The 21,558-nt window shown below is 66.3% G+C and carries 5 protein-coding genes; all 5 read left to right on the top strand.

Annotated features, from left to right (window positions below; translation table 11 throughout):
* Positions 1-150 precede the first annotated feature (150 nt).
* Genes LZC95_17255 through argH form a run of 5 tightly spaced genes read left to right on the top strand, consistent with a single transcriptional unit; the run spans position 151 to position 21,552 of the window.
* On the top strand, positions 151-6,471 hold the full coding sequence (locus tag LZC95_17255; protein WXA98568.1) for an amino acid adenylation domain-containing protein: 6,321 nt from the start codon (positions 151-153) through the stop codon (positions 6,469-6,471).
* Between the two features lie 8 nt (positions 6,472-6,479).
* Positions 6,480-17,804, top strand: a complete 11,325-nt coding sequence (locus LZC95_17250; protein ID WXA98567.1) for an amino acid adenylation domain-containing protein — start codon at positions 6,480-6,482, stop codon at positions 17,802-17,804.
* A 16-nt stretch (positions 17,805-17,820) separates the two neighbouring features.
* Complete coding sequence (locus LZC95_17245) at positions 17,821-18,876, top strand: cysteine synthase family protein (GenBank protein ID WXA98566.1); 1,056 nt, start codon at positions 17,821-17,823, stop codon at positions 18,874-18,876.
* Positions 18,873-20,096 carry an ATP-grasp domain-containing protein gene (locus tag LZC95_17240; protein ID WXA98565.1) on the top strand — a complete coding sequence of 408 codons (1,224 nt, stop codon included), beginning with the start codon at positions 18,873-18,875 and terminating at the stop codon, positions 20,094-20,096. Before LZC95_17245 ends, LZC95_17240 begins: the two co-directional genes overlap by 4 nt.
* 1 nt (position 20,097) lies before the next feature.
* The gene (gene argH / locus LZC95_17235; GenBank protein WXA98564.1) at positions 20,098-21,552 is read left to right on the top strand and encodes an argininosuccinate lyase; all 1,455 of its coding nucleotides are present in this window, start codon (positions 20,098-20,100) and stop codon (positions 21,550-21,552) included.
* Positions 21,553-21,558: the final 6 nt, after the last annotated feature.

Here is a 21,558-nt window from a genome sequence, read left to right as displayed (position 1 = left end):
ATGCAGGAAGATGCTGGAAGACGCAGGGATAGGCAGCGGTCAAACCGTCCGGTCTCGACATCGGGCTTACTTTGAATTGTGTCGCTCATTGGAAATCAATGATTCGACGCAATCGACGTGATCGACGTGATCGACATGAATGGTGATCGAATGACAGAACATCGCTCGCAGGGGATGACCGACGGACAAAGGGCCCTGTGGTTTCTCGACAAGCTGGCACCCGAGCGCCGCGCGTCGACGGTAGCCCGTGCCTTTCGATTCTACAGTGACGTGGACGAGCGCGCGCTGGAGCAGGCGTTGAACGAGCTTCCGGCGAGGCACCCTTCCCTTCGAAGTGTCTTTCCCCTCGAGGGCGACGGCCCCGTGCGTCGCGTGCTCCCCGCGATGGAGCCGTGGATTCGGCGCATCTCGGGTGAATGCCTGAGCGACGAGCAAGTGCGGGCGCTGCTCTCGGAGGAGGCGGCGCGCCCGTTCGATCTGGAGCGCGGTCCAGTGGCGCGTGCGGTGCTGGTCACGCAGGGCTCGCGCGGCACCGTGCTGCTCTTCGCGGTGCACCATATCGTGACGGATTTGGGTTCCCTGCTCATTCTGGCCGATGATCTGGCGCGGCTTTACGGACACGCGCACGAAGGGGCGATGCCGCCGTTCACCGCCGACGAGGATCCGTGGGCGGCTTACGTGCAGAACGAAGAGGCCTATCTCGAAGGGCCGGACGGAAAAGCCGCCGCCGCGTATTGGAAGGAACGACTCGCCGGCGATCTTCCGCCTCTGGATCTGCCTGCGGACCGTCCGCGGCCTGCCGTTCCGTCGTTCCGAGGAAAGCGGGCGACCTTCGCCCTTCCCGCGCAGTCGAGCGCCGCGCTGGCGGCATTCGCGCGCAAGCACGGCGTCACACCGTACGTCGCGCTGCTGACAGTGTTCTACGCGCTTCTCTATCGGTACTCGGGACGATCGGATCTCGTGGTGGGCACCCCCACGGTGGGACGCGAGCGCTTTGCATTGCGGCGCGCGACGGGATATTTCGTGAATCCCATTGCGATTCGGGCCTCGGTCGACGAACACCAGGGCTTTTTGCAGCTGCTCGAAACGGTACGGCAATCCGTCAAGGACGGTCTCAAACACCGTCGCATCCCCTTTCCGCGCGTTGCTTCGGGGATTCGTGCGAACCGCGATCTGCCGCATGCGCCCGTGTTCCAGGTGCTCTTTCAATGGTTGGCCGCCCCCGGCGACGAGGCGCTGGGCCTGAATGCGCTGGCCATCGATCAACCTGGACACGTTTGCCAGCTGGGGGCGTTGAAAGTCGAAGCCTTTCCGTTGGACCGATTGTCCATCGAATTCGACCTTGCGATTTCCCTGGCCGAGACCCCGGGCGGCATCGGGGCTGCCATCGAATACAGTTTGGACCGGTTCGAGCCCGAAACGATCCGACGGCTCTGGGACCACTACGAGCGACTGCTCGCGTCGGCCCTGCTCGAGCCGGATCGGCCGATCGTGCAGCTTCGTCTCATCGGGCAGCGCGAGCGGCGAACCTTGCTCGATTGGAGCACCACGGAGGCCGTGGCGCCCTTGGCTCCCGCGTGTTTGCACCAGCTCGTCGAGGAGCAGGCCGCGCGGACCCCCGAGGCGGTGGCCCTGCGCTTCCAGGACCGCGAGCTCACGTACCGCGATCTCAATGCAAGGGCCAACCAGCTTGCGCGAAGCCTTCGTACGCGCCGCGTGGGGCCGGAAACGCGGGTGGGAATCCGCATGGCGCGCTCGGAGGCCCTGGTCGTGGCCTTGCTCGCCGTGCTCAAGGCGGGTGGCGCGTACGTGCCGCTGGACCCAAGCTACCCGGAGGCACGCGTCCGCGCCATGCTGGAGGACTCGGGCGCGAAGCTGGTTCTTACGGAATCCGACGTCCATCTGGATGCAATTGACCAAGCATCGCAAGAGAATCTGCCTTGCGAAACGACGGCGGGCTCCCTCGCCTACCTGATCTTCACCTCCGGTTCGACGGGGCGGCCCAAGGGGGTGGCCATCGAACATCGCAGTGCGGTGGCGCGCATGGCCTGGGCGCGCACGCGCTTTTCGCAGGACGAGCTCGCGTGTGTGCTGGCATCCACCTCCATTTGCTTCGATTTGTCGGTTTTCGAGCTGTTTGCCCCGCTCAGCGTGGGCGGCACCGTCGTGCTCGTGGCCGATGCCCTGGCCCTGGCCGAAATGCCCGATGCAGGGATCCGCCTGGTGAACACGGTGCCCTCGGCGATGGCGGCCTTGGTTCACGCCCGTGCGCTGCCGCCATCCGTGTGCACCGTGAACCTTGCGGGCGAGGCGCTCCCGGGTGAGCTCGTGCGGGCCACGTACCGCGGGGGGCACGTCACACGGTTGTACAACTTGTATGGCCCATCGGAGGACACCACGTATTCCACCGAGGAGCTGGTCGCGCTCGATGTTCCCTTGTCGGTGCCCATCGGGCGGCCGCTACCCGGAACGCGCGCCTACGTGGTCGACGCGCGCGGAGAATTGGCGCCGATTGGCGTGCCAGGGGAATTGTATCTCGGGGGCGTGGGCCTCTCGCGCGGGTACATCGGCCGGCCGGAGCTGACGGCGGAGCGGTTCGTGCCGGACGCGTTTGGCGAGGTATCGGGGGCGCGCCTCTATCGGACGGGGGACCGCGTTCGCTGGAATACGCGCGGCGTGTTGGAGTTCTTGGGACGCAACGACGAGCAGGTGAAGGTGCGCGGACACCGGATCGAGCTCGGGGAGGTCTCCGCAGCGATGACGGCACACGCCCGAGAGGCCGCCGTGGTCGTCGAGCGCGACGCCGGCTCCGGCGCGAGGCTTCTGGGCTACTGGGTCGCACGCGCGGAGGGGCCGCACGATGCGGAGGGCCTGCGCGCGGCGCTGGGGAAGCTGTTGCCGGGGTACATGGTTCCGAGCGTGCTCGTGCGGCTGGATGCCCTGCCGCGGACGCCAAATGGCAAGATCGATCGCGCGGCGCTTCCGCGGCCGGCGGCGGCGGAGCCCGTGCGTGCCTCCTTCGTCGAGCCGCGCGATGCGCAGGAGCGATTGGTGGCGACCGTGTTCGAGGAGCTATTGGGGATCCCTCGGGCGGGCGCGGAAGACGACTTTTTCGAGCTGGGCGGGCACTCGCTCCTGGCGACGCGGGCCGTGGCGAGGCTGCGCGAGGCCACGGCAATCGATCTGCCGCTGCGCACATTGTTCGAGGCGCCCACGGTCGCAGCGCTGGCCCGCCGGCTCGACGCGCGCGGTGGAGCACAGCGCGCGGCGATCGCACCGGCGGGCAGAGCGCACCCGCTGCCGCTCTCGTTTTCGCAAGAGCGACTCTGGTTCCTCATGCAGCTCGATCCGGCCAGCACGGCGTACAACATGCCGGCGGCCGTGAAGCTGCGGGGGCCGCTCGACGAGGGCGCCCTGGTGCGCGCGCTCGAGAGCGTGGTGGCGCGGCACGAGGTGCTGCGAACGCGTTTCATCACCCGCGACGGGAGGCCGTTTCAGGTACCGGCCGCCGATATCGATTTTCACGTCGATATCGAAGACGGCGGAGTCGAGCACCTCGCGCTCGCCCATGCGAACCACGTCTTTCGCGTGGCCGATGGCGAGCTGCTGCGCGCAACGCTGGTGCGCCTCGGGCCCGAAGAGCACGTGCTCTTGCTCACGTTGCACCATCTGGTCGCCGATGGCTGGTCGCTCGGTGTGCTGCTGCGGGAGGTAGCGGCCCACTATACGTCGGCCGCGCTTCCGCCGCTGCCGATTCAATATGCCGATTATGCGAGCTGGCAACGCGATCCCTCGCGCGAGCGCGCGCTGGATGCGCAAAAAGACTATTTCAAATCGATTCTCGAAGGAGCGCCCTCTTCCATTGCCCTCCTGGGCGACCGCCCGCGGCCGGCCGTGCAGAGCACACGCGGCGCACGGCTCGATTGGGCCCTCGATGCAGGGATGCGGCACGCCGTGGAAGCCCTGGCGCGAAAGCATGGCGTCACCGCCTTCATGGTGCTGTTTGCGATGTTTGCCGGTTGGCTCCATCGGTATACGCACCAGAACGATTTGGTCATTGGCAGCCCCGTGGCGAACCGCACCCACGCCGAGACGGAAGGGCTCATTGGCTTCTTCGTCAACCTATTGCCACTCCGTGCAAATGCAGCCCACGATCCAACGTTCCTCGAATTCGTGCATCGCATTCGAGAGACCGCGCTGGGCGCCTACGAGAACCAGGATGTCCCATTCGAGCAGCTCGTCGAGGCCCTGCAGCCCGCGCGCGATCCGAGCTACACGCCCTTGTTCAACGTGACATTTGCCCTCCAAAACACGCCGTTTCCGCGCCTCGAGCTCGGGAACGTGCAGCTCGAGGTGCTGCCACACGTCACCACGACATCGAAGTTCGATCTTTCGCTGTCGATATCCGATCATGGCCACGGCGAATGGCTCGCGAGCTTCGACTATTGCACCGATCTGTTCGAGCCCGCGACGGTCGAGCGCATGGCGGTGCATTTCGAGCGGTTCGCGCGATCGGCGATGGCGAATCCCGGCCAGCGGCTTTCGGAGCTCCCGCTTCTCTCGTCCGAGGAACGGCGCACCTTGCTCCAGACGTGGAACGATACAGCGGTGGCGCTCCCTCGGGAGGCGTGCGTTCATCGCTGGGTGGAGGCCCGCGTTCGCCTCACGCCGGACGCGGTCGCGCTTTCCGATGCGTCGGAGACCATCACCTACGCCGAACTCGATGCACGGGCAAACCGGCTGGCCCATTGGCTGGTGCGGCAGAAGGTGAATCCCGCATCGCTGGTGGGCATTTGCCTTCCGCGTTCCGCGCGCCTGGCCGTGGCCGCCCTCGGCGTCCTGAAAGCGGGGTGCGCGTACGTTCCCATGGATCCCGCGCATCCTTCGGAGCGACACGATGCCGTGATCCGCGACACCGGCATGGCCGCCTTGATCACGGGCGCTGGCATGCGAGAAGGGCTGCCCGCGGAGCTGCCGCGAACTCTTTTCGTCGATTCGGACGAAACGCTCTCGGAGCCGACCGCGCCCGTCGATCGCGCCGCCTCGGCGACGGATCTCGCATACGTGATCTACACCTCGGGCTCGACGGGGCGTCCCAAGGGCGTGCCCATCGCCCATGCGGGGCTGGGCAACCTCGTCGCATGGCACCTTCGCGTGCATACGGTGACGGCGGCCGATAGGGCCACGCTCATTGCGGGACCCGCGTTCGATGCCTCCGTTTGGGAGCTTTGGCCTTACCTCGCCGCCGGTGCGAGTGTGCACGTTCCCGACGAGGAGATTCGCACCTCGCCGGAGCGGCTCGTCGCGTGGCTGGCGGCAAAGGGCATCACCATGGCGTTTTTGCCCACACCGCTCGCCGAGGAGGTGCTCGCGCAGGAGCTGCCCGGAAATCTCGCCCTGCGAAGTTTGCTCACGGGTGGCGATCGCCTCCATCCCGTACACCGCGCGCTGCCGTTTGCATTGTTCAATCACTATGGCCCCACCGAGGGCACGGTGGTGGCCACGTGGGCGAGGGTCGAGCCCGGAGCGAATGCCCCTCCGATTGGCGCGCCGATCGACAACATGCGTGCCTACGTGCTCGATGCGCACGGCGAGCCCGTGCCGCAGGGGGTGCCCGGCGAATTGTACCTGGGCGGGATCGGACTCTCGCCGGGGTACATTGGCCGACCGGAGCTGACCGCGGAGCGGTTCGTGCCGGACCCGTTCAGCGGTACCCCCGGTGCGCGATTGTACCGCACCGGCGATTGGGTCCGCTGGCGTGCAGGCGGCGTGCTGGAATTCCTTGGCCGCGACGACGACCAAGTGAAGGTGCGCGGACACCGCATCGAACTGGGCGACGTCTCGACGGCGCTGATGGCGCACGCCCGCGAGGCCACCGTGATCGTCGAACGCGGCGAACGCACCAGCGCGCGCCTTCTCGGGTACTGGGTCCCCCGCCCCGGCGGCCCAACGGAGGCCGCAAGCCTGCGCGCCGCGCTCGTGAAGCAGCTGCCCGGGTACATGATTCCGAGCGTCCTCACACCGCTCGATGCCCTGCCGAGAACGCCCAATGGTAAAATCGACCATGCGGCGCTCCCGCGCCCGGCCGAGTCGGCGCACGCATACGTGGCCCCGCGCGATGCGCGGGAAGCGCTGGTGGCCCGCGTGTTCGAAGAGGTGCTCGGTGTGCCGCGGGTGGGGGCGGACGATGACTTTTTCGCGCTGGGAGGGCACTCCCTGCTTGCGACCCGCGCGATCGCCCGCTTGCGCGACGAGACGGCCATCGATCTTCCGCTGCGCGAGCTGTTCGAGTCGCCCACGGTTTCCGCCATTGCAGCCTTGCTCACGCGGCGCGCCACCGAGCCGCGTGAAACCATCGTACGGACGATTTCCAAAACAGAGGACCTGCTCGCACGGCTGGAGAATCTCCCGGAGTGCGAGCTCGACGAAGCGCTGGAAGCCCTGCAGCGCGAAGAGGATGCGGCCCAATGAGTCAGGCGATGAAATCGATTTCGATTCAAGACAAACGCGCGGCGCTGCGAAAGCTTCTCGAGGGGCGGAAGCGAACGCCGAAAACCGCGCCGCTCTCCAGCGCACAGCAGCGAATTTGGTTCTGGGAGCAATTCCAACCCGGCACCAGCGTTTACAATCTGCCGTGCACGGTTGGAATCAAAGGTGCGCTGAATACCAACGCGTTTCACGCGAGCTTGCGCACCCTCGTCGAGCGGCACGAGGTGCTGCGCACGGCCATCGTTTCCGAGCGTCAAGTCATTCTGCCGGACGCCAGTTTGGCCATGCCCATCGTCGACCTCACGCACCTCGACGAGGACGCCTGCGCCGCCGAGGTCCGGCGCCTGTCCGATGAGGAAGCGTCACGCCCCTTCGATTTGACCGAAGGACGCCCGCTCCGGGTAAAACTGCTTCGCACGGGCCCCGCCGACCACGTGCTGCTCTTCACGATGCATCACATCGCCTCCGACGGCTGGTCGATGAGCATCTTCGTGCGCGAGCTGGCCGAGCTTTATCGCGCCCATACGACGGGCACCGCGGCCACCCTCGGCGAACTCCCGATTCAATATGCCGACTACGCGGTATGGCAGCGCGATTGGCTGGCCGGCGACGCAGCGCGGGTGCATCTGGACTATTGGCGCGAGCATTTGGCCAACGCACCGGCGCAGCTCGATTTGCCGACGGATCGCCCGCGGCCCCATACGCGAACGACGCAGAGTGCGCGCCATTCCGCGGTCGTCGGTGCGGAGCTCGCACGCGAGGTTCGCGCGCTGAGCAAGCGCGCTGGCGCCACACTGTACATGACGTTGCTCGCGGCGTTCGAGGTGCTCCTGTACCGCTATTCGCACCAGGAAGACATCGTTGTCGGCACCCCGATTGCCAACCGCACGCGCTCGGAAATCGAGGGCCTCATTGGCTTTTTCGTCAATACCCTCGCCCTTCGCACGCATCTCGGCGGAAATCCGGCGTTCCTGAATCTCCTCGAGCGCGTTCGCGACGTGGCGCTTCAGGGATATGCCCATCAGGACATTCCCTTCGAGCAGGTCGTCGAGGCGGTGCGCGCCTCGCGGGATACGGGCACGACGCCGGTATTTCAGGTGATGTTCGCCCTGCAGAATGCGCCTGCATCGACCCTCGAACTTCCTGGCGTGACGTTGACGGTGACGGACTCGGACACGCACACCGGGTTGTTCGATCTGACCCTCACGGTCACGGAGCGGAATGGCGAGCTCGCGCTGGCCTGGGACTACAGCCCCGACCTCTTCGACGCCGCAACCATCGCGCGCATGGCCGCGCATTATGAAACGCTGCTCGGCGCCATCGTTCGTGATCCTTCGGTGGCAATTGATAGCATTTCCCTGCTTTCGGCGGCCGAGCAATCGCAAATCGTCGAAGGCTGGAATGCCACCCAAGCCGAGCTTCCCCGCATCGAGGCGTTGCACGAGATCTTCGAGCGCCAAGCCCGAGAGACGCCGGAAGCCGTGGCCGCGACCTACGAGGGCACGGAGCTCGCGTATGCCGAATTGGACGCGCGGGCCAATCGGCTCGCGCACAGGTTGCGGCGCGCGGGCATCGGCCCCGACGCCTGCGTGGGTGTCTGCCTCGAGAACGGGCTCGAGCTCCCCGTGGCCTACCTCGCGATTTTGAAGGCGGGTGGCGCCATTGCGCCGCTCGATCCGAGCGCGCCGGCGCGGCGGCTCGCCGCACACGGGGAGCTGCGCCTCGTGCTCGCGAGCACCGAAACGGCCGGAAAGGTGCAAGGCTTGCCCTGCCCGGTGCTGTGCCTCGACACGGAGGCCGCGTCGCTCGCGGGCGAGTCCGACGCGCTCCTCCCCTGCATCACGGCGCCCGATGACGTGGCGTACGTGATTCACACCTCGGGCTCGACCGGCACGCCGAAGGGCATCTTGGTGACCCATCGGGCCATCTGCAATCGGATCCTATGGGGCCAACTCGAGCACCCGCTCGGCACGGCCGATCGGGTCTTGCAGGTATCCTCGATTGGATTCGATGCTTCGATGTGGGAGTTCTTTGCCACCTTCGCGGGCGGTGCGAACTTCGTGCTCGTGCCCTCCGATCGGCAGAAGGACGTGGCCCATTTGGTCTCGGCCATCGAGTCTGCGCGCATCACCTCGATGACCGTGGTGCCGTCGCTGCTCCAAGTGATGCTCGACGAAGCGCGCGGGGCGAAATTGCCCAGTTTGCGGCTCGTGTTCTGCGGGGGCGAGGCGCTCTCCCCCTCCCTGCGCGACGCGTTCGCCGCATGCTCCGACGCCAAGTTGGTGAATGTCTACGGCCCGAGCGAAGCCGCCATCGATACGACGTACCAGGATTACGACGCCGGCGAATCCAGCGCGAGCATCTCCATTGGCCGCCCCATTGGAAACGTCAAAGTGCACCTGCTCGATCGCGCCCAGGCCCCGGTGCCCGTGGGCGTGGTCGGCGAAATGTACATTGGCGGAGCAGGCCTCGCACGCGGCTACCTTGGCCGGCCCGATCACACCGCCGAGCGCTTTCTGCCGGATCCCTTCAGCGAGGGGCCGGGCGGGCGTCTCTATCGCACCGGCGATCTGGCGCGCTACACGGCCGATGGCCGAATTTCCTTCGTCGGAAGGGTCGATCAGCAGATAAAGCTTCGGGGCGTACGCATCGAGCTCGGAGAAATCGAGACCGCGTTGCGATTGCATCCCGCTGTGCGCGAGGTGGTGGTGCTGGTGCATGGCGAGCGCCTGGTCGCATACCTCGTGTCCGAGGGCGAGCTCGACACCACGAGCCTGCGCGCCTTCCTGCGCGAGACCTTGCCCGAGGCCATGGTGCCGTCGGCCTTCGTGTTCCTGGACGCGCTGCCTCTGACCTCGAGTGGAAAGCTCGATGTGCGCGCGCTGCCAACACCGGACTTCGGCGGCGGCCAGGCCACCGGAAGGGGTGGCGGTCCCCGCAATCCGACCGAAGAGCTCCTGGCCACCATTTGGGGCGACGTGCTGGGGAGTTCCACCGTCGGCATTCGTGACGACTTTTTCGAGCTCGGCGGGCATTCGTTGCTCGCGGTGCAAATTGCTGCGCGGGCCCGCGAGGTGTTCGGCAAGGAGGTTCCCATCCGGTGGCTCTTCGAGGCGCCCACCGTCGAGGGGCTGGCGGCACGCATCGCACGCGTGGACGCGACCGCGCAGACACCGCCCATCGTGCCCGTCGCACGCGATCGCCGGTTGCCGCTTTCCTACGAGCAAGAGTCCCTTTGGGTCACCGAGCAACTCTCACCCGGACAAGCCACGTACAACATGCCCTGCGCCATTCGCATGCAGGGTGCCCTGGATCTCCCGGCGCTCGAGCGCGCCCTTTTCGAGCTCTCGGCGCGCCATGAATCGTTGCGCACCACGTTTGCCATCGTCGATGGCGAGCCATCGCAGGTGATCGCGCCACCCAGCGCGGTGGCGTTGCCGGTGGTCACCCTATCTTCCCTGCCGGAAGACGAGCGCGAGGCCGCGGTGCGGGCACGTTTCGACGAGGACGCGCGCACCGGCTTCGATCTGGCCGCAGGGCCCTTGTTCCGCGCGCGCCTTCTGCGGCTCTCGGAGACGGACCACGTTCTTCTCACGTCGATGCATCACATCATTGCCGATGGCTGGTCCATGCAGCCGTTCGTGCGAGAACTGGGGGCGCTTTACGAGGCCTTCGCACAAGGAAAAACGCCGTCGCTCCCCGCCATCGGGACACAGTATGCCGACTACGCCGTGTGGCAACGCGAGCGCCTTCGCGGTCCCGCCTTGCAGAAGCTCGTGGAATCGGCCGCGGAGAGCCTGGCTGGCGCCCCGGCCGCGCTGGATCTGCCCACGGATCGTCCGCGTCCGTCCGTGCAGACGTTCGCAGGGGCCACGCACACCGTGACCTTGCCGCGCCCTCTCCTCCAAGGATTGCGCACCTTGTCGCGCCGCCATGGCGCGACCTTGTTCATGACGCTCCTGGCGGGCTTCGATGTGCTCTTGCATCGATATACGCACCAGGGCGATATCGTCGTGGGAACGCCGGTGGCCAATCGAGGGCGCACCGAAATCGAGAATATCATTGGCCACTTCGTCAACACGTTGGTCATCCGAACGCGCCTCGACGACGATCCCGCGTTTGCGACATTGCTCGGCCGCGTGAAAGAGTCGGCCCTCGCCGCCTATGCCCATCAGGACGTGCCCTTTTCGCTGCTGCTGGAGAAATTGCAGCCTCCACGCGATCCGAGCCGGTCGCCCGTCTTCCAGGTGATGTGCGAACTGCAAAACTTGCTCGCGAGCGATCTTGCGTTGACCGGGCTATCCCTTACCACCGTCGAAGGTGAAACGAAGACGGCGAAGTTCGATTTGTTGCTCGTCTTCCGCGAAACCACGGAAGACGTGACGGCCGTATTCGAATACAACACGGACCTGTTCGAGGCCGCGACCATCGCGCGCATGGCCACGCACCTCGAGACCTTGCTGGCCTCGGCCGTGGAGAGGCCCGAAGAGCGCGTGTCGCGCCTCGAGCTTTTGCCTGCGGCCGAGCGCACGCATCTCCTTTTGGACCGCAATCGCACGGACATCGATTGGGACACCTCCGTGTGCTTCCACCATGTCTTCGAGGAGCACGTGCGGGCCACGCCGGAGGCCGTGGCCATCGTGTGCAATGGCACCACGGCGACCTATGCGGAGATCAACGCGCGGGCGAATCGGCTGGCCCACGTGCTGCGCGCGCGGTTGCCCCATCGGGAGGCCATCGTTGGCGTCTTGCTCGATCGAAGCATCGAGTTTCTCGTGACGATGATGGCCGTATTCAAGGCGGGTCACGCGTACGTGCCGCTCGATCCCGCGCTGCCGCGTGCGCGACTGGAGAGCATGCTCCTGCTCGCCGGCTGCCCCCTCGTGATCACCGAGCCTGCGCATGCAGCGCTCGGCGGTGAGATTGCGGGCGACACGGCGCAGGTGCTCGACGTCACCGAGGCGCTGGCCATGCCGGTCTCGTCGACGAACCCCGGCTTGGCCATCGATCCGAGCGGCCTGGCGTACGTGATCTTCACCTCGGGTTCCACCGGCGTGCCCAAGGGCGCCATGATCGAGCACCGCGGCATGTTGAACCACCTGCGGGCTAAGGTGGCGGATCTGGGCATGACGGCGGCCGATTGCCTCGCACAAACGGCGACGCAAAGCTTCGACGTATCGGTGTGGCAGTTTCTCACGGCGCTCATGGTGGGCGGCCGCGTCTCGGTTTTCCGCGACGAGAGCGCCTGGGAGCCGTCGCGCCTCATGGCGCAGCTCGCACGCGACCGGGTGACCGTGTTCGAGACGGTGCCCACGCACACGGTGCTCATTCTGGACGAGCTCGAGTCGGCGCCCGAACGCTACGATTTGTCCGGCCTGCGCTGGCTCGTGGTCAATGGCGAGCCCCTCCTGCCCGATCTGTGCGCGCGCTGGTTTGCACTGTATCCGAACGTGCCCATGATCAATGCGTACGGGCCCACCGAGTGCTCCGACGACATTGCCCATTACAAGATGACGGCGCCCCCGTCCGGGCCGTGGAAGTACGTTCCCATCAGCGGCACCTTGCCGAACCTTCGCGTGTACGTGCTCGACGCGGAGATGCAGCCGGTTCCCACCGGCGTCGCGGGCGAACTTTACATTGGCGGCAGCGGCGTCGGCCGCGGCTATTTGCACCATCCGGAGCGCACGGCCACGTCGTTCGTGCCCGATCCTTTTGGCGACACGCCCGGCGGACGCCTCTATCGCACGGGCGATACGGTGCGCTACCGGCACGACGGCAGCATCGAGTTTTTGGGCCGCATCGATCATCAAGTCAAGATTCGCGGCTTCCGCATCGAAATGGGCGAAATCGAAACAGCGCTGGCTGCGCATGCCGCCGTGCGCGAATGCATCGTGGTCGCCCGAACCGACGGCGGAACCGAGGCGAAGCTCGTCGCGTATGTCGTCGCGCGCGAGCCGGCGAGCGGTGCCGAACTGGCCCGGCACCTGGGCGAACGCCTGGCCGCGTACATGGTTCCGAGCGCGTTCGTCCTCCTGGAAGCGTTCCCGCTGTTGCCGAATGGCAAAGTGGATCGCAAGGCTCTCCCGGCCCCGCGCGATGCCGATTCCGTGCTCCAAGACGACTTCGTGGCGCCGGAAACGGAGACCGAGAGCGCCGTCGCGGAAATATGGGCCGAATTGCTCGATGTGGCCCGCGTTGGCCGGACGGACGACTTCTTCCAGCTTGGTGGGCATTCGCTGATTGCCATTCGCACCATTGCGCGCATTCGCAGCGCCTTTGGCGTCGAGCTCAATGTGCGCACCTTGTTCGAGCGCGCCACCGTGGCCGGTGTGGCCGCGGTCATCGACGAACGCCGCGCCCACGCCCAGGTTGCGCGCGCGGAGCCGCTGCTCGATCTAGAGAGCATTCTCCGCGACGCCGCGGCCACCACGGCCAACCCGCCGACGCATTACCAGCTGGCACCGTACCAATTGCCCGAGTGGTACATGCACGAGCTGGAGCCGACGAATCCATTCTACAACGTGACCATCAGCGACGTGGTGCTGCACGGCCCCGTCGACGTGCCCATCTTCGTCCGCGCCTGGCAGACGCTCATCGAACGGCACGACGTCTTTCGGATTCGATTCATCAACCAGGGCGGGGTCCCGGTGCAGGTCGTCGATCCGGCCTATCCGCTCGAGATCGCCGACGTGTACATCGACCGGCGCCACCTCGCCCCCGACGAGGTCGAGGCCGAGACGCGCAAGCTCGTGGCCGAGGTAGGGAGCGCGCCCTTCGACTTCGAACGCGGGCCCATCTTCCGCGCAAAGCTCGTCGAGTTTCCGAATCAGCGTTTCCAGCTCTTGTTTGCCATTCACCACATCGTCTGGGACGAAACCTCGACGATGAACTTCGCCCGTGAGCTGGCGGAGATCTACAACGCCCACCGTGCCGGCCGCACGCCGCAATTGCCGGAAATTTCCCTGTCGTACGCGGCGTATGCGCAATCCATCCAGCGCGCCGTCGATACGGGGCGCTTCGAGCGGCAGCGTCGGTTCTGGGTTTCCAAACTATCACCGCCGCCGCCGGCCCTCGCTCTGCCCATCGACTACCCGCGTCCGGCGTTGCAGACCTTCCGTGGGTCCACGGTCTCGCAATGGCTGCCCGGCGAACTCGCGCGGGAGGTGGAAGCCTTCGTCCGGCGCGAGGGGCTGACCCTGAACATCTTCTTCCTCGCCGTGCTGCAGTTGCACCTGCACCGGCTTTCGGGGCAGTCCGACTTTGCCGTGGGCACGCCCATCGCCAATCGTGACGACGAGCGGCTCGATGCCATGCTCGGCCTGTTCGCCACCGCCATGCCCATGCGCTGCGCGATCCAACCGGGGATGACCTTCGGCGATCTGCTGCACGCGGCCCGGGATGGCGCCATCGAAGCGTACGATCATCACCATTATCCGAGCATCCTGGCGATTCAGGAGGTCAATCCCGAGCACGATCTGTCGCGCAATAGGCTCTTTTCCGTGATGTTCGGCGTTCAAAACAACAAAACGAGGCTCTTGCACGACCTGCGGTTCGATGGTCTGAACATCGAATTTTTGCAAAAGGCGCAGGTCGCGGAATTCGAAACGGCGAAATTCGATTTGACCGTGGTCATCGACCAACTCAGCTCGGACATCGTCGCCCATTGGAACTTCAATAGCGATTTGTTCAAGCCCTCCACCGCCGAGCGCATGTTGCGGCAGTTCCTTTCGCTGGCCGAGCAGGCGGCACGGTCTCCGTCGCAACCCATCGAAGCCTTCGAGCTGGTGTCGCCGGAGGAGGCGCGTGCGCTTGCCGCGTTCAATGCCACGGACGTGCCGTGGAATCGAACCATCACGGTTCACGGGTTGTTCGAGGCGCAGGCTGCCCGCACGCCGGACGCGTGCGCGGTGGTCGACGGGGCGCGCACGTTGACGTACGGCGAGCTCGATCGCGCGGTGAATCGCCTGGCGCGGCATTTGGTGGCGCTCGGGGTACAGCCGGAGTCGCGGGTGGGCGTGCTGCTCGAGCCTTCGGTCGACATGGTCGTCGCCTTGCTCGCCATTCTGCGGGCGGGCGGCGCGTACGTGCCGCTCATGCCCAGCGAGCCCGAAGAACGCAGGGACCGCATCGTCGCGGCCTCGGGCATGCGCGTGCTGGTGACCACGGGTGCCCTGGCCGAATCGGGCATCGCGTGCGAAACGATCGTGCGGCTGGACGTCGAGGACATCGGAGCCCAAGGCGATGTCGCGCATGCGAATGTTCTGCCGCAGAACCTCGCGTACGTGATCTTCACCTCGGGCACCACCGGCGTGCCCAAAGGCATCGAGATCGGCCACGGAGGTGTGGTGAACCTGCTGAGCGCCACGCAGCGGCTGCATCCGCTCGAGGCGAACGATCGCGTGTTGTTCCTCACGCCCTACAACTTCGACGCGTCGGTGCTCGATGTTTTTTGGCCGCTGTCCGTCGGGGCGGCGGTGGTGGTGCCGCCCGCGGCCGCGTCGAAACACGCGGTGCGCCTCGCCGAAACGATGGTGGAGCACGGAGTTTCGGCCTTCCAATGCGTGCCGCTGATGCTGCAGTCCTTCATCGAGGCCGCGGAGGCCGGGGAGCTCCCTGACATTCCGTCGCTCTGGTTGGTCATCTGCGGCGGCGCCGCACTGTCGCGCAGCCTGCGCGATCGGTTCGCGCGGGCCTTCGAGGCGCGGCTCTCGAACCATTACGGGCCCACCGAGGTGTCCGTCGACGCCGCGGAATTCGACTGCCGAGGCGAGGTGGACGGCGACGTCGTGCCCATCGGCCGCCCGCTGTCGAACGTGCGCATGTACGTGCTCGACACGGACCTGCGGCAAGTGCCCATCGGCGTGGTCGGGGAGATTTACGTCAGCTCGCCCGGTCTCGCGCGCGGCTACCTTGGCGAAAGCGCACGCACGGCCGCGGCGTTCCTGCCCGATCCGTTCTCGCGGGTGCCCGGCACGCGGATGTACCGCACGGGCGACTTGGGCCGCTACCGCGACGACGGCAACGTCGAATTCATCGGGCGCGTCGACAAGCAGACCAAAGTGCGCGGCAACCGCGTCGAGCTCGAGGAAATCGATGTGCAGCTCGCCGCACACCCCGCCATTGGTCGCTCGGTGGTGCAAAAGATCCAACGGGCCGACGCGGCCGATGCCCTGGTGGCCCACGTCGAACTGCGCGACTCGGCCCTGGGCATTGGGCCTTCGCACCCGGGCTTGCGCCTGTTCACGCTGGCGCAGCGTCCCGAGCTGCGGAAGGCGGCCGAAGCCCTCCACGTGGACGCCTGGCCCGCGTTTTTTGCCGGCGATTGCACCTTGCGGAGCTATTGGACGCGCCTCGCCGACGAGTTCCCCGAGTGCCAATTCGTGCTCACCGACGCGAACGATGCCGTCGTCGCCGTGGGAAATGCGATTCCCCTGGCGTGGGACGGCACCACGGAGAATCTGCCGCAGGGCTGGGATGCCGGCCTCGAACGCGCATTCGTCGACGCCGAGGCGGGGGTCGTTCCCAATACGTACTTCATTCTCACCGGGGTCGCCTCGCGGGAGGCCACGGGGCGCGGCCTCGCGGCGGCGATCCTCCGGGCGCACAAGAGCCTCGGGCACGGCTTGGGCTTCGAGCGCGTGGTGGTGGCCGTGCGCCCGAATGGCAAAATTACCGAGCCGGGAATCGATTTCGGCGAATGGGCGCTGCGCCGCAGGGACGATGGTCAGCTCGAAGATCCCTGGCTGCGCGCACACGAGCGCATCGGCGGCAGCATCCTTCGCGTGGAATACGAATCGCAACACGTCCGCGCGAAAATTGCCGATTGGGAGAAATGGTCGGGCTGCACCTTCGAGCAATCCGGCGATTACCTCCTTCCCGACACCCTGCAGGCCGTGCACATCGACCTCGAATCGGGCTTTGGCAAATACGACGACCCTTGCGTGTGGGTATCGCACCCATTCCGCGAAGACGAAGTGTACACGTATACGCACGTCGACGGCCGCGCCCTGCGCTCGTTCATGAAGCGCGCGGTTCCGGACTACATGATTCCCGATCATTTCCGAATCGTGGGAGCCATGCCTTTGACGTCCAGCGGCAAGGTCGACGAGGGAGCCCTCTCCCGCGTGCTTCTCGAGACCTGGGAAAAGCGTACGGTGCCCGCGCAAACGCGCACGCAAAAGCGCCTGGCGGACATTTGGAGCCAAGTGCTCGGCGTGCCGAGTTTGGGCATTACCGATGACTTTTTCGAGCTGGGCGGCCATTCGCTCCGCGCGGTGGAGATGCTGGCCAAAGTCTCCAGCGCCTTTGGCGTAGAGGTCGGCCTGCGCGACTTCTTCCTCGCACGGACCGTTCGCGACTTGGAAAAGCATATTTTGGCCCGCGCCCCCGAGGAGGCGCCCAGCGTCAAGCCATCCAGTCCCTCCGTAGATGGCATGGGCGAAGAAGCCATAGGTATCTGCACCGGGCATCACGGCGAGATCCTCCAAGGCGTGACCGAACGGGATGGAAGGCTGCACCGCGTGCTGGTCACCCTGCCCTGCCCGTTGATGAAATCCGAAGCGTCGTTCGTGCCGGACCGCAGTGGTGCCGTGGCCGTGGAACCCGCCTGGAAGGTCAAAGCGCAACGCGCCGCGGAGCTCGCGCTGGCCTGGGCAAAGCGCGAGAACTGGGGCGGGCGGCTCGAGCTGCGCAGCAACATCCCCATCGGGTGCGGACTGGGATCGTCCACCAGCGACGTGCTGGCCGCCATCCGCGCGGTGGCCGCCGCCACACGCAAGAGCATCGAGCCGGAAATCATCGCCAAGCTCGCCGTGCAGGCCGAAACGGCGTCGGACTCGCTCATGTTTCCGGATCGCGCCGTGCTCTTCGCCCACCGCGAAGGGCGCGTCATCGAGGATCTCGGCGGAAGGCTTCCCCCGTTGGAGGTCCTGGGCATCAACACCGACACGGCCGGGATCGATACCTTGCAGCTGACCCGAGCGCGCTACGACAGCGCAGAAATCGAGGGCTTCCGCGTCGCAATCGGCTTACTCCGGCGCGCCGTGCGCGATGGCGATCCACGACTGCTCGCCCGCGTGGCCACGGCCGATGCGCGCGTGAGTCAGCGTTACCTTCCCAAACCGCACTTCAAAAAGCTCGAGGAGCTGGCCCGAAGCGTTGGCGCCCTGGGCTTGCAAGTCGCCCACAGCGGAACGGTCATCGGCCTTCTCTTCGATCCGCAGGACTCGCACAATGGCGAGCGCATTGCGCGGGCCAAGAATGCAGTCGCGAAACTCGGTTTTGGGACCACCTGGCATTTCCGAACATCCGAATAACGAGGGATTACCAACGATGGCGATTCGAACTTCGCAGTCCGATATCATCGAAGCCTTGGTGTTGCCGCGCATCGTGCGCCTGGGGCCCAATCTGTATGGTGCTGCATTTTGCCTGATGAAGCTCTTGCCCGCCCGTTTCATTCTGGACAGGGCGCGCGCGGCGGGCATCTTGGAGCCGGGGGGCGTCGTCATCGAGACGAGCTCCGGCACCTTCGGGCTCGCGCTGGCCATGCTCTGCCGCCTGCGCGGATACCAGCTCATTCTGGTGAGCGATCCGGCCATCGAGCCTCCGCTGCAGCGCCGCCTGGAGCAACTCGGCGCGCGGGTGGAAATCGTGCGCACGCCCGCCTCCGTGGGCGGCTACCAAGGCGCGCGGCTCGCGCGCATGGCGGAATTGCAGGCGGAGTTTCCCCGGCACTTCTGGCCGTCGCAATACGACAATCCGGACAACCCGCGCGCCTACGCACCCTTTGCGGAGTTGCTCGCGGAGAGCGTCGGGCACGTGGGCGTTCTCGTCGGGGCCGTGGGCTCCGGCGGCTCGATGTGCGGTACGACGTCGTACCTGCGAAGCGTCTTTCCCGAAATGACCGCCGTCGGCGTCGATACGCATCGGAGCACGCTGTTCGGGCAGGCCGACGGCAAACGGCTGCTGCGCGGTCTCGGCAATAGCTTGATGCCGCGCAATGTTGACCATACGACGTTCGACGAGATTCACTGGGTGAGCGCCTCCGACGGCTTCAGCGGGACGCGCGCGCTTCATGCCGAGCATGCATTGTACATGGGTCCCACGAGCGGCGCCGGGTACTTGGTGGCAAAATGGTGGGCGGCGCGGCGGCCGGAGGTGAATGTCGTGGTGACGCTTCCCGACGAAGGCTACCGCTACCAGGACACCGTCTACAACGACGCATGGCTTCGAGAGAACGATGTGTACAGAGACGGCCTGCCGGACAATCCACGCCGGGTGAACCACCCGCATGACGCGGGCCCCGATTGGTCGTACCTCTCGTGGAATCGCAAATCGTACGAGCACGTCCTGGGCACCACGTTTTCGCAGGTTGCGGTGTCGCCATGAGCCGGCCGCGCATCGCCTTCGTCGAGAGCAACACCAGCGGTACCGGGCGCCTGTTCCTCGCAGCCGCGCGCGAGCTCGGATTCCAACCGGTGATGCTGACCTCGACGCCCGAAAGGTATCCGTACCTCTCGGCCGAGGATTGCGACGTCGTGACCCTCGACACGAGCGATGCCGCGGCCCTGCTCGAGGCTTCCCGCGAGCTATCCCGAAGAGGACTCGCCGGCGTGACGTCGAGCTCCGAGTACTTCGTGGTGGCCGCGGCGCAGGTGGCCTGGCAGCTCGGTCTACCGGGCCCCGATCCGGCGGCGCTGGCCGCCTGCCGTGACAAGCATGTGCAGCGGCTGCGGCTGCGCGCCGCGGGTGTGGCCGTCCCGGATTTTCGTGGGGCGGACACGCCGGAGGACGCCGTTCGCGCGGCAGACGCGTTTGGATATCCGGTCATCGTCAAGCCGGTCAGCGGCTCCGGCAGCGTGGGCGTGGCTTCGTGTTCATCGCCGGACGGCGTATTGGCGCACGCGGCGGCGCTTCTCGCGCACGGGGTGAACGAGCGCGGTCAGCCAGTCCCGCGCACGGTGCTGGTGGAGACCATCGCGCAGGGTCCCGAGTATTCCGTGGAGACATTCGACCGCACCGTGGTGGGCATCACCGCGAAACACCTGGGGAGCCCTCCCTACTTCGTCGAAGTTGGGCACGACCATCCCGCGCCACTGCACATCGTGCAGCGCGACGCCCTCGCGGGAATCACGCGGGCCGCGCTCGACGCACTCAACCTTGGATTCGGCCCGGCACACACGGAAACTCGATATACGGAGTCGGGACCGGCGATCATCGAGGTCAATCCGCGCCTGGCCGGCGGATTCATTCCCGAGCTCGTCCGCCTCGCGACCGGTGTGGATCTGGTGCGAAACACCGTCGCACGCATCGCGCGGCAAGCGCATTCGTGCGAGCCTTTGCATCGGCGGCATGCGTCCCTGCGCTTTCTTCTTCCGCCGGCCGAGGGCACGCTGGAACGTATCGACGGTCTCGAGGAGGCGGCGCGCCTGCGTGGGGTTGCGGACGCGCGCATGTACGCTGCGGTCGGCGCCCAGCTCGCGTGCCGCCACGATTTCCGCGACCGCATCGGTCACGTGATCGCCACCGGCGCCACCTCGGAAGACGCCATGGCCCTGGCGGATCGGGCCCGCGAGCTGGTGCGGCTCACCGTCGCCCGAGGCGAATGACATGGAAAACACCGGACGGATCACCCGCACCATCCGCCGCACCGCGCGCGACATTCTGTTCGGCCCGACGGCCGATGCCGCCCTCGATGCCGAGCTGCCCTTCATCGCACAGGTGGATCGCGCGCACGTGGTCATGCTTGCGGAGAGCGCGCTGATCGACCGAAATACCGCCGCCGCCCTTCTTTCGGCCATCGACCAGCTTCGGCGGACTCGCTTCGAGCCCCTGCGTGGCCGCACCGCACCGCGCGGCGTTTACCTGCTTTACGAAGATCACCTCATTACCGAAACCGGCATGTCCGTCGGCGGCATGCTGCAACTGGGACGCTCGCGCAACGATCTCAATGCCACCGCGCAGAAACTCCGGTTGCGCGCGCCATGGGTGCGGCTCGTGCGCGAATCCTTGTACCTACAAACCATCTTGCTTCGCCGTGCAAACCGACACGCCGGCGTGGTCATGCCCGCGTATACCCACTTCCAGGCCGCGGTCCCCATCACCTATGGGCACTATCTGGCCGGGATTGCCGCGTCACTCGACCGCGATCTCGACGCGCTATGGGGCACGTCATCGCTCTTCGACGTATCGCCGCTCGGGGCAGGCGCCGTGGGAGGAACGTCGCTCCCCATTCGCGCCGAGCGCACGGCCGATCTTCTCGGCTTCGCGCGCCCGACGGCGCACTCCATCGATGCCGTCGCCGCGCGCGACGGGGTTCTTCGCGTGCTCGCCGCCGCTTCGATTCTCGGCGTGACCCTCAGCCGCATGGCCGCGGACTTCCTTCTCTGGAGCACGTCGGAATTCGACTTTCTCTCGTTTCCCGATCACCTCGTCGGCTCGAGCTCGATGATGCCGCAAAAGCGCAACGTGTACTTCCTCGAGCACGTCCAGGGCCGCGCGGCGGCGGCGCTCGGAGCCTTCACCCATGCCGTTCACGCCTGCCACGCCAAGCCATTCACCAACTCCATTGCCGTAGGAACCGAGGCCGTGTCCGCCGTATGGGATGCCCTACGCAAAACCACGGAGGCCGTGATTCTTCTGCGCCTCATTGCGGCGGAGGCCGAGCCGCGCCGCCCCATCATGGAGGCGCGCGCCCGCGACGGTCACACCTCGGCCACCGAGCTGGCCAATCGCCTCGTGGGCCAAGGCCATGTTCCGTTTCGAACGGCGCACCACACCGTCGGCGCGTTCGTGCGCACGGCGCTGGAAAATGGCGAGCCGCTGGAGGACGTCGCCCGGCGCGGTTTGCGCGAGGCGGGCGTCTCCACCGACGGTCTCGACGCCGCTTCGGTGGCCCTCGCCTCCCAATACGGCGGCGGCCCCGGCTCGACGAAGCTCGCTTTGCAGGAGCTCGTTTCCCATTGGAGGACGCACCGCACGCGCCTCCGAGCGAAAACCCAATTCTGGAGAGACGCGGACCACGCGCTCGATCGTGCAGCAGCCCACATCCTTTCCAACGAATGACGAGAA

The sequence above is a fragment of the Sorangiineae bacterium MSr12523 genome (assembly GCA_037157775.1).
Classification (GTDB): domain Bacteria; phylum Myxococcota_A; class Polyangia; order Polyangiales; family Polyangiaceae; genus Pendulispora; species Pendulispora brunnea.
This window is presented reverse-complemented; position numbering and strand designations above follow the sequence as displayed.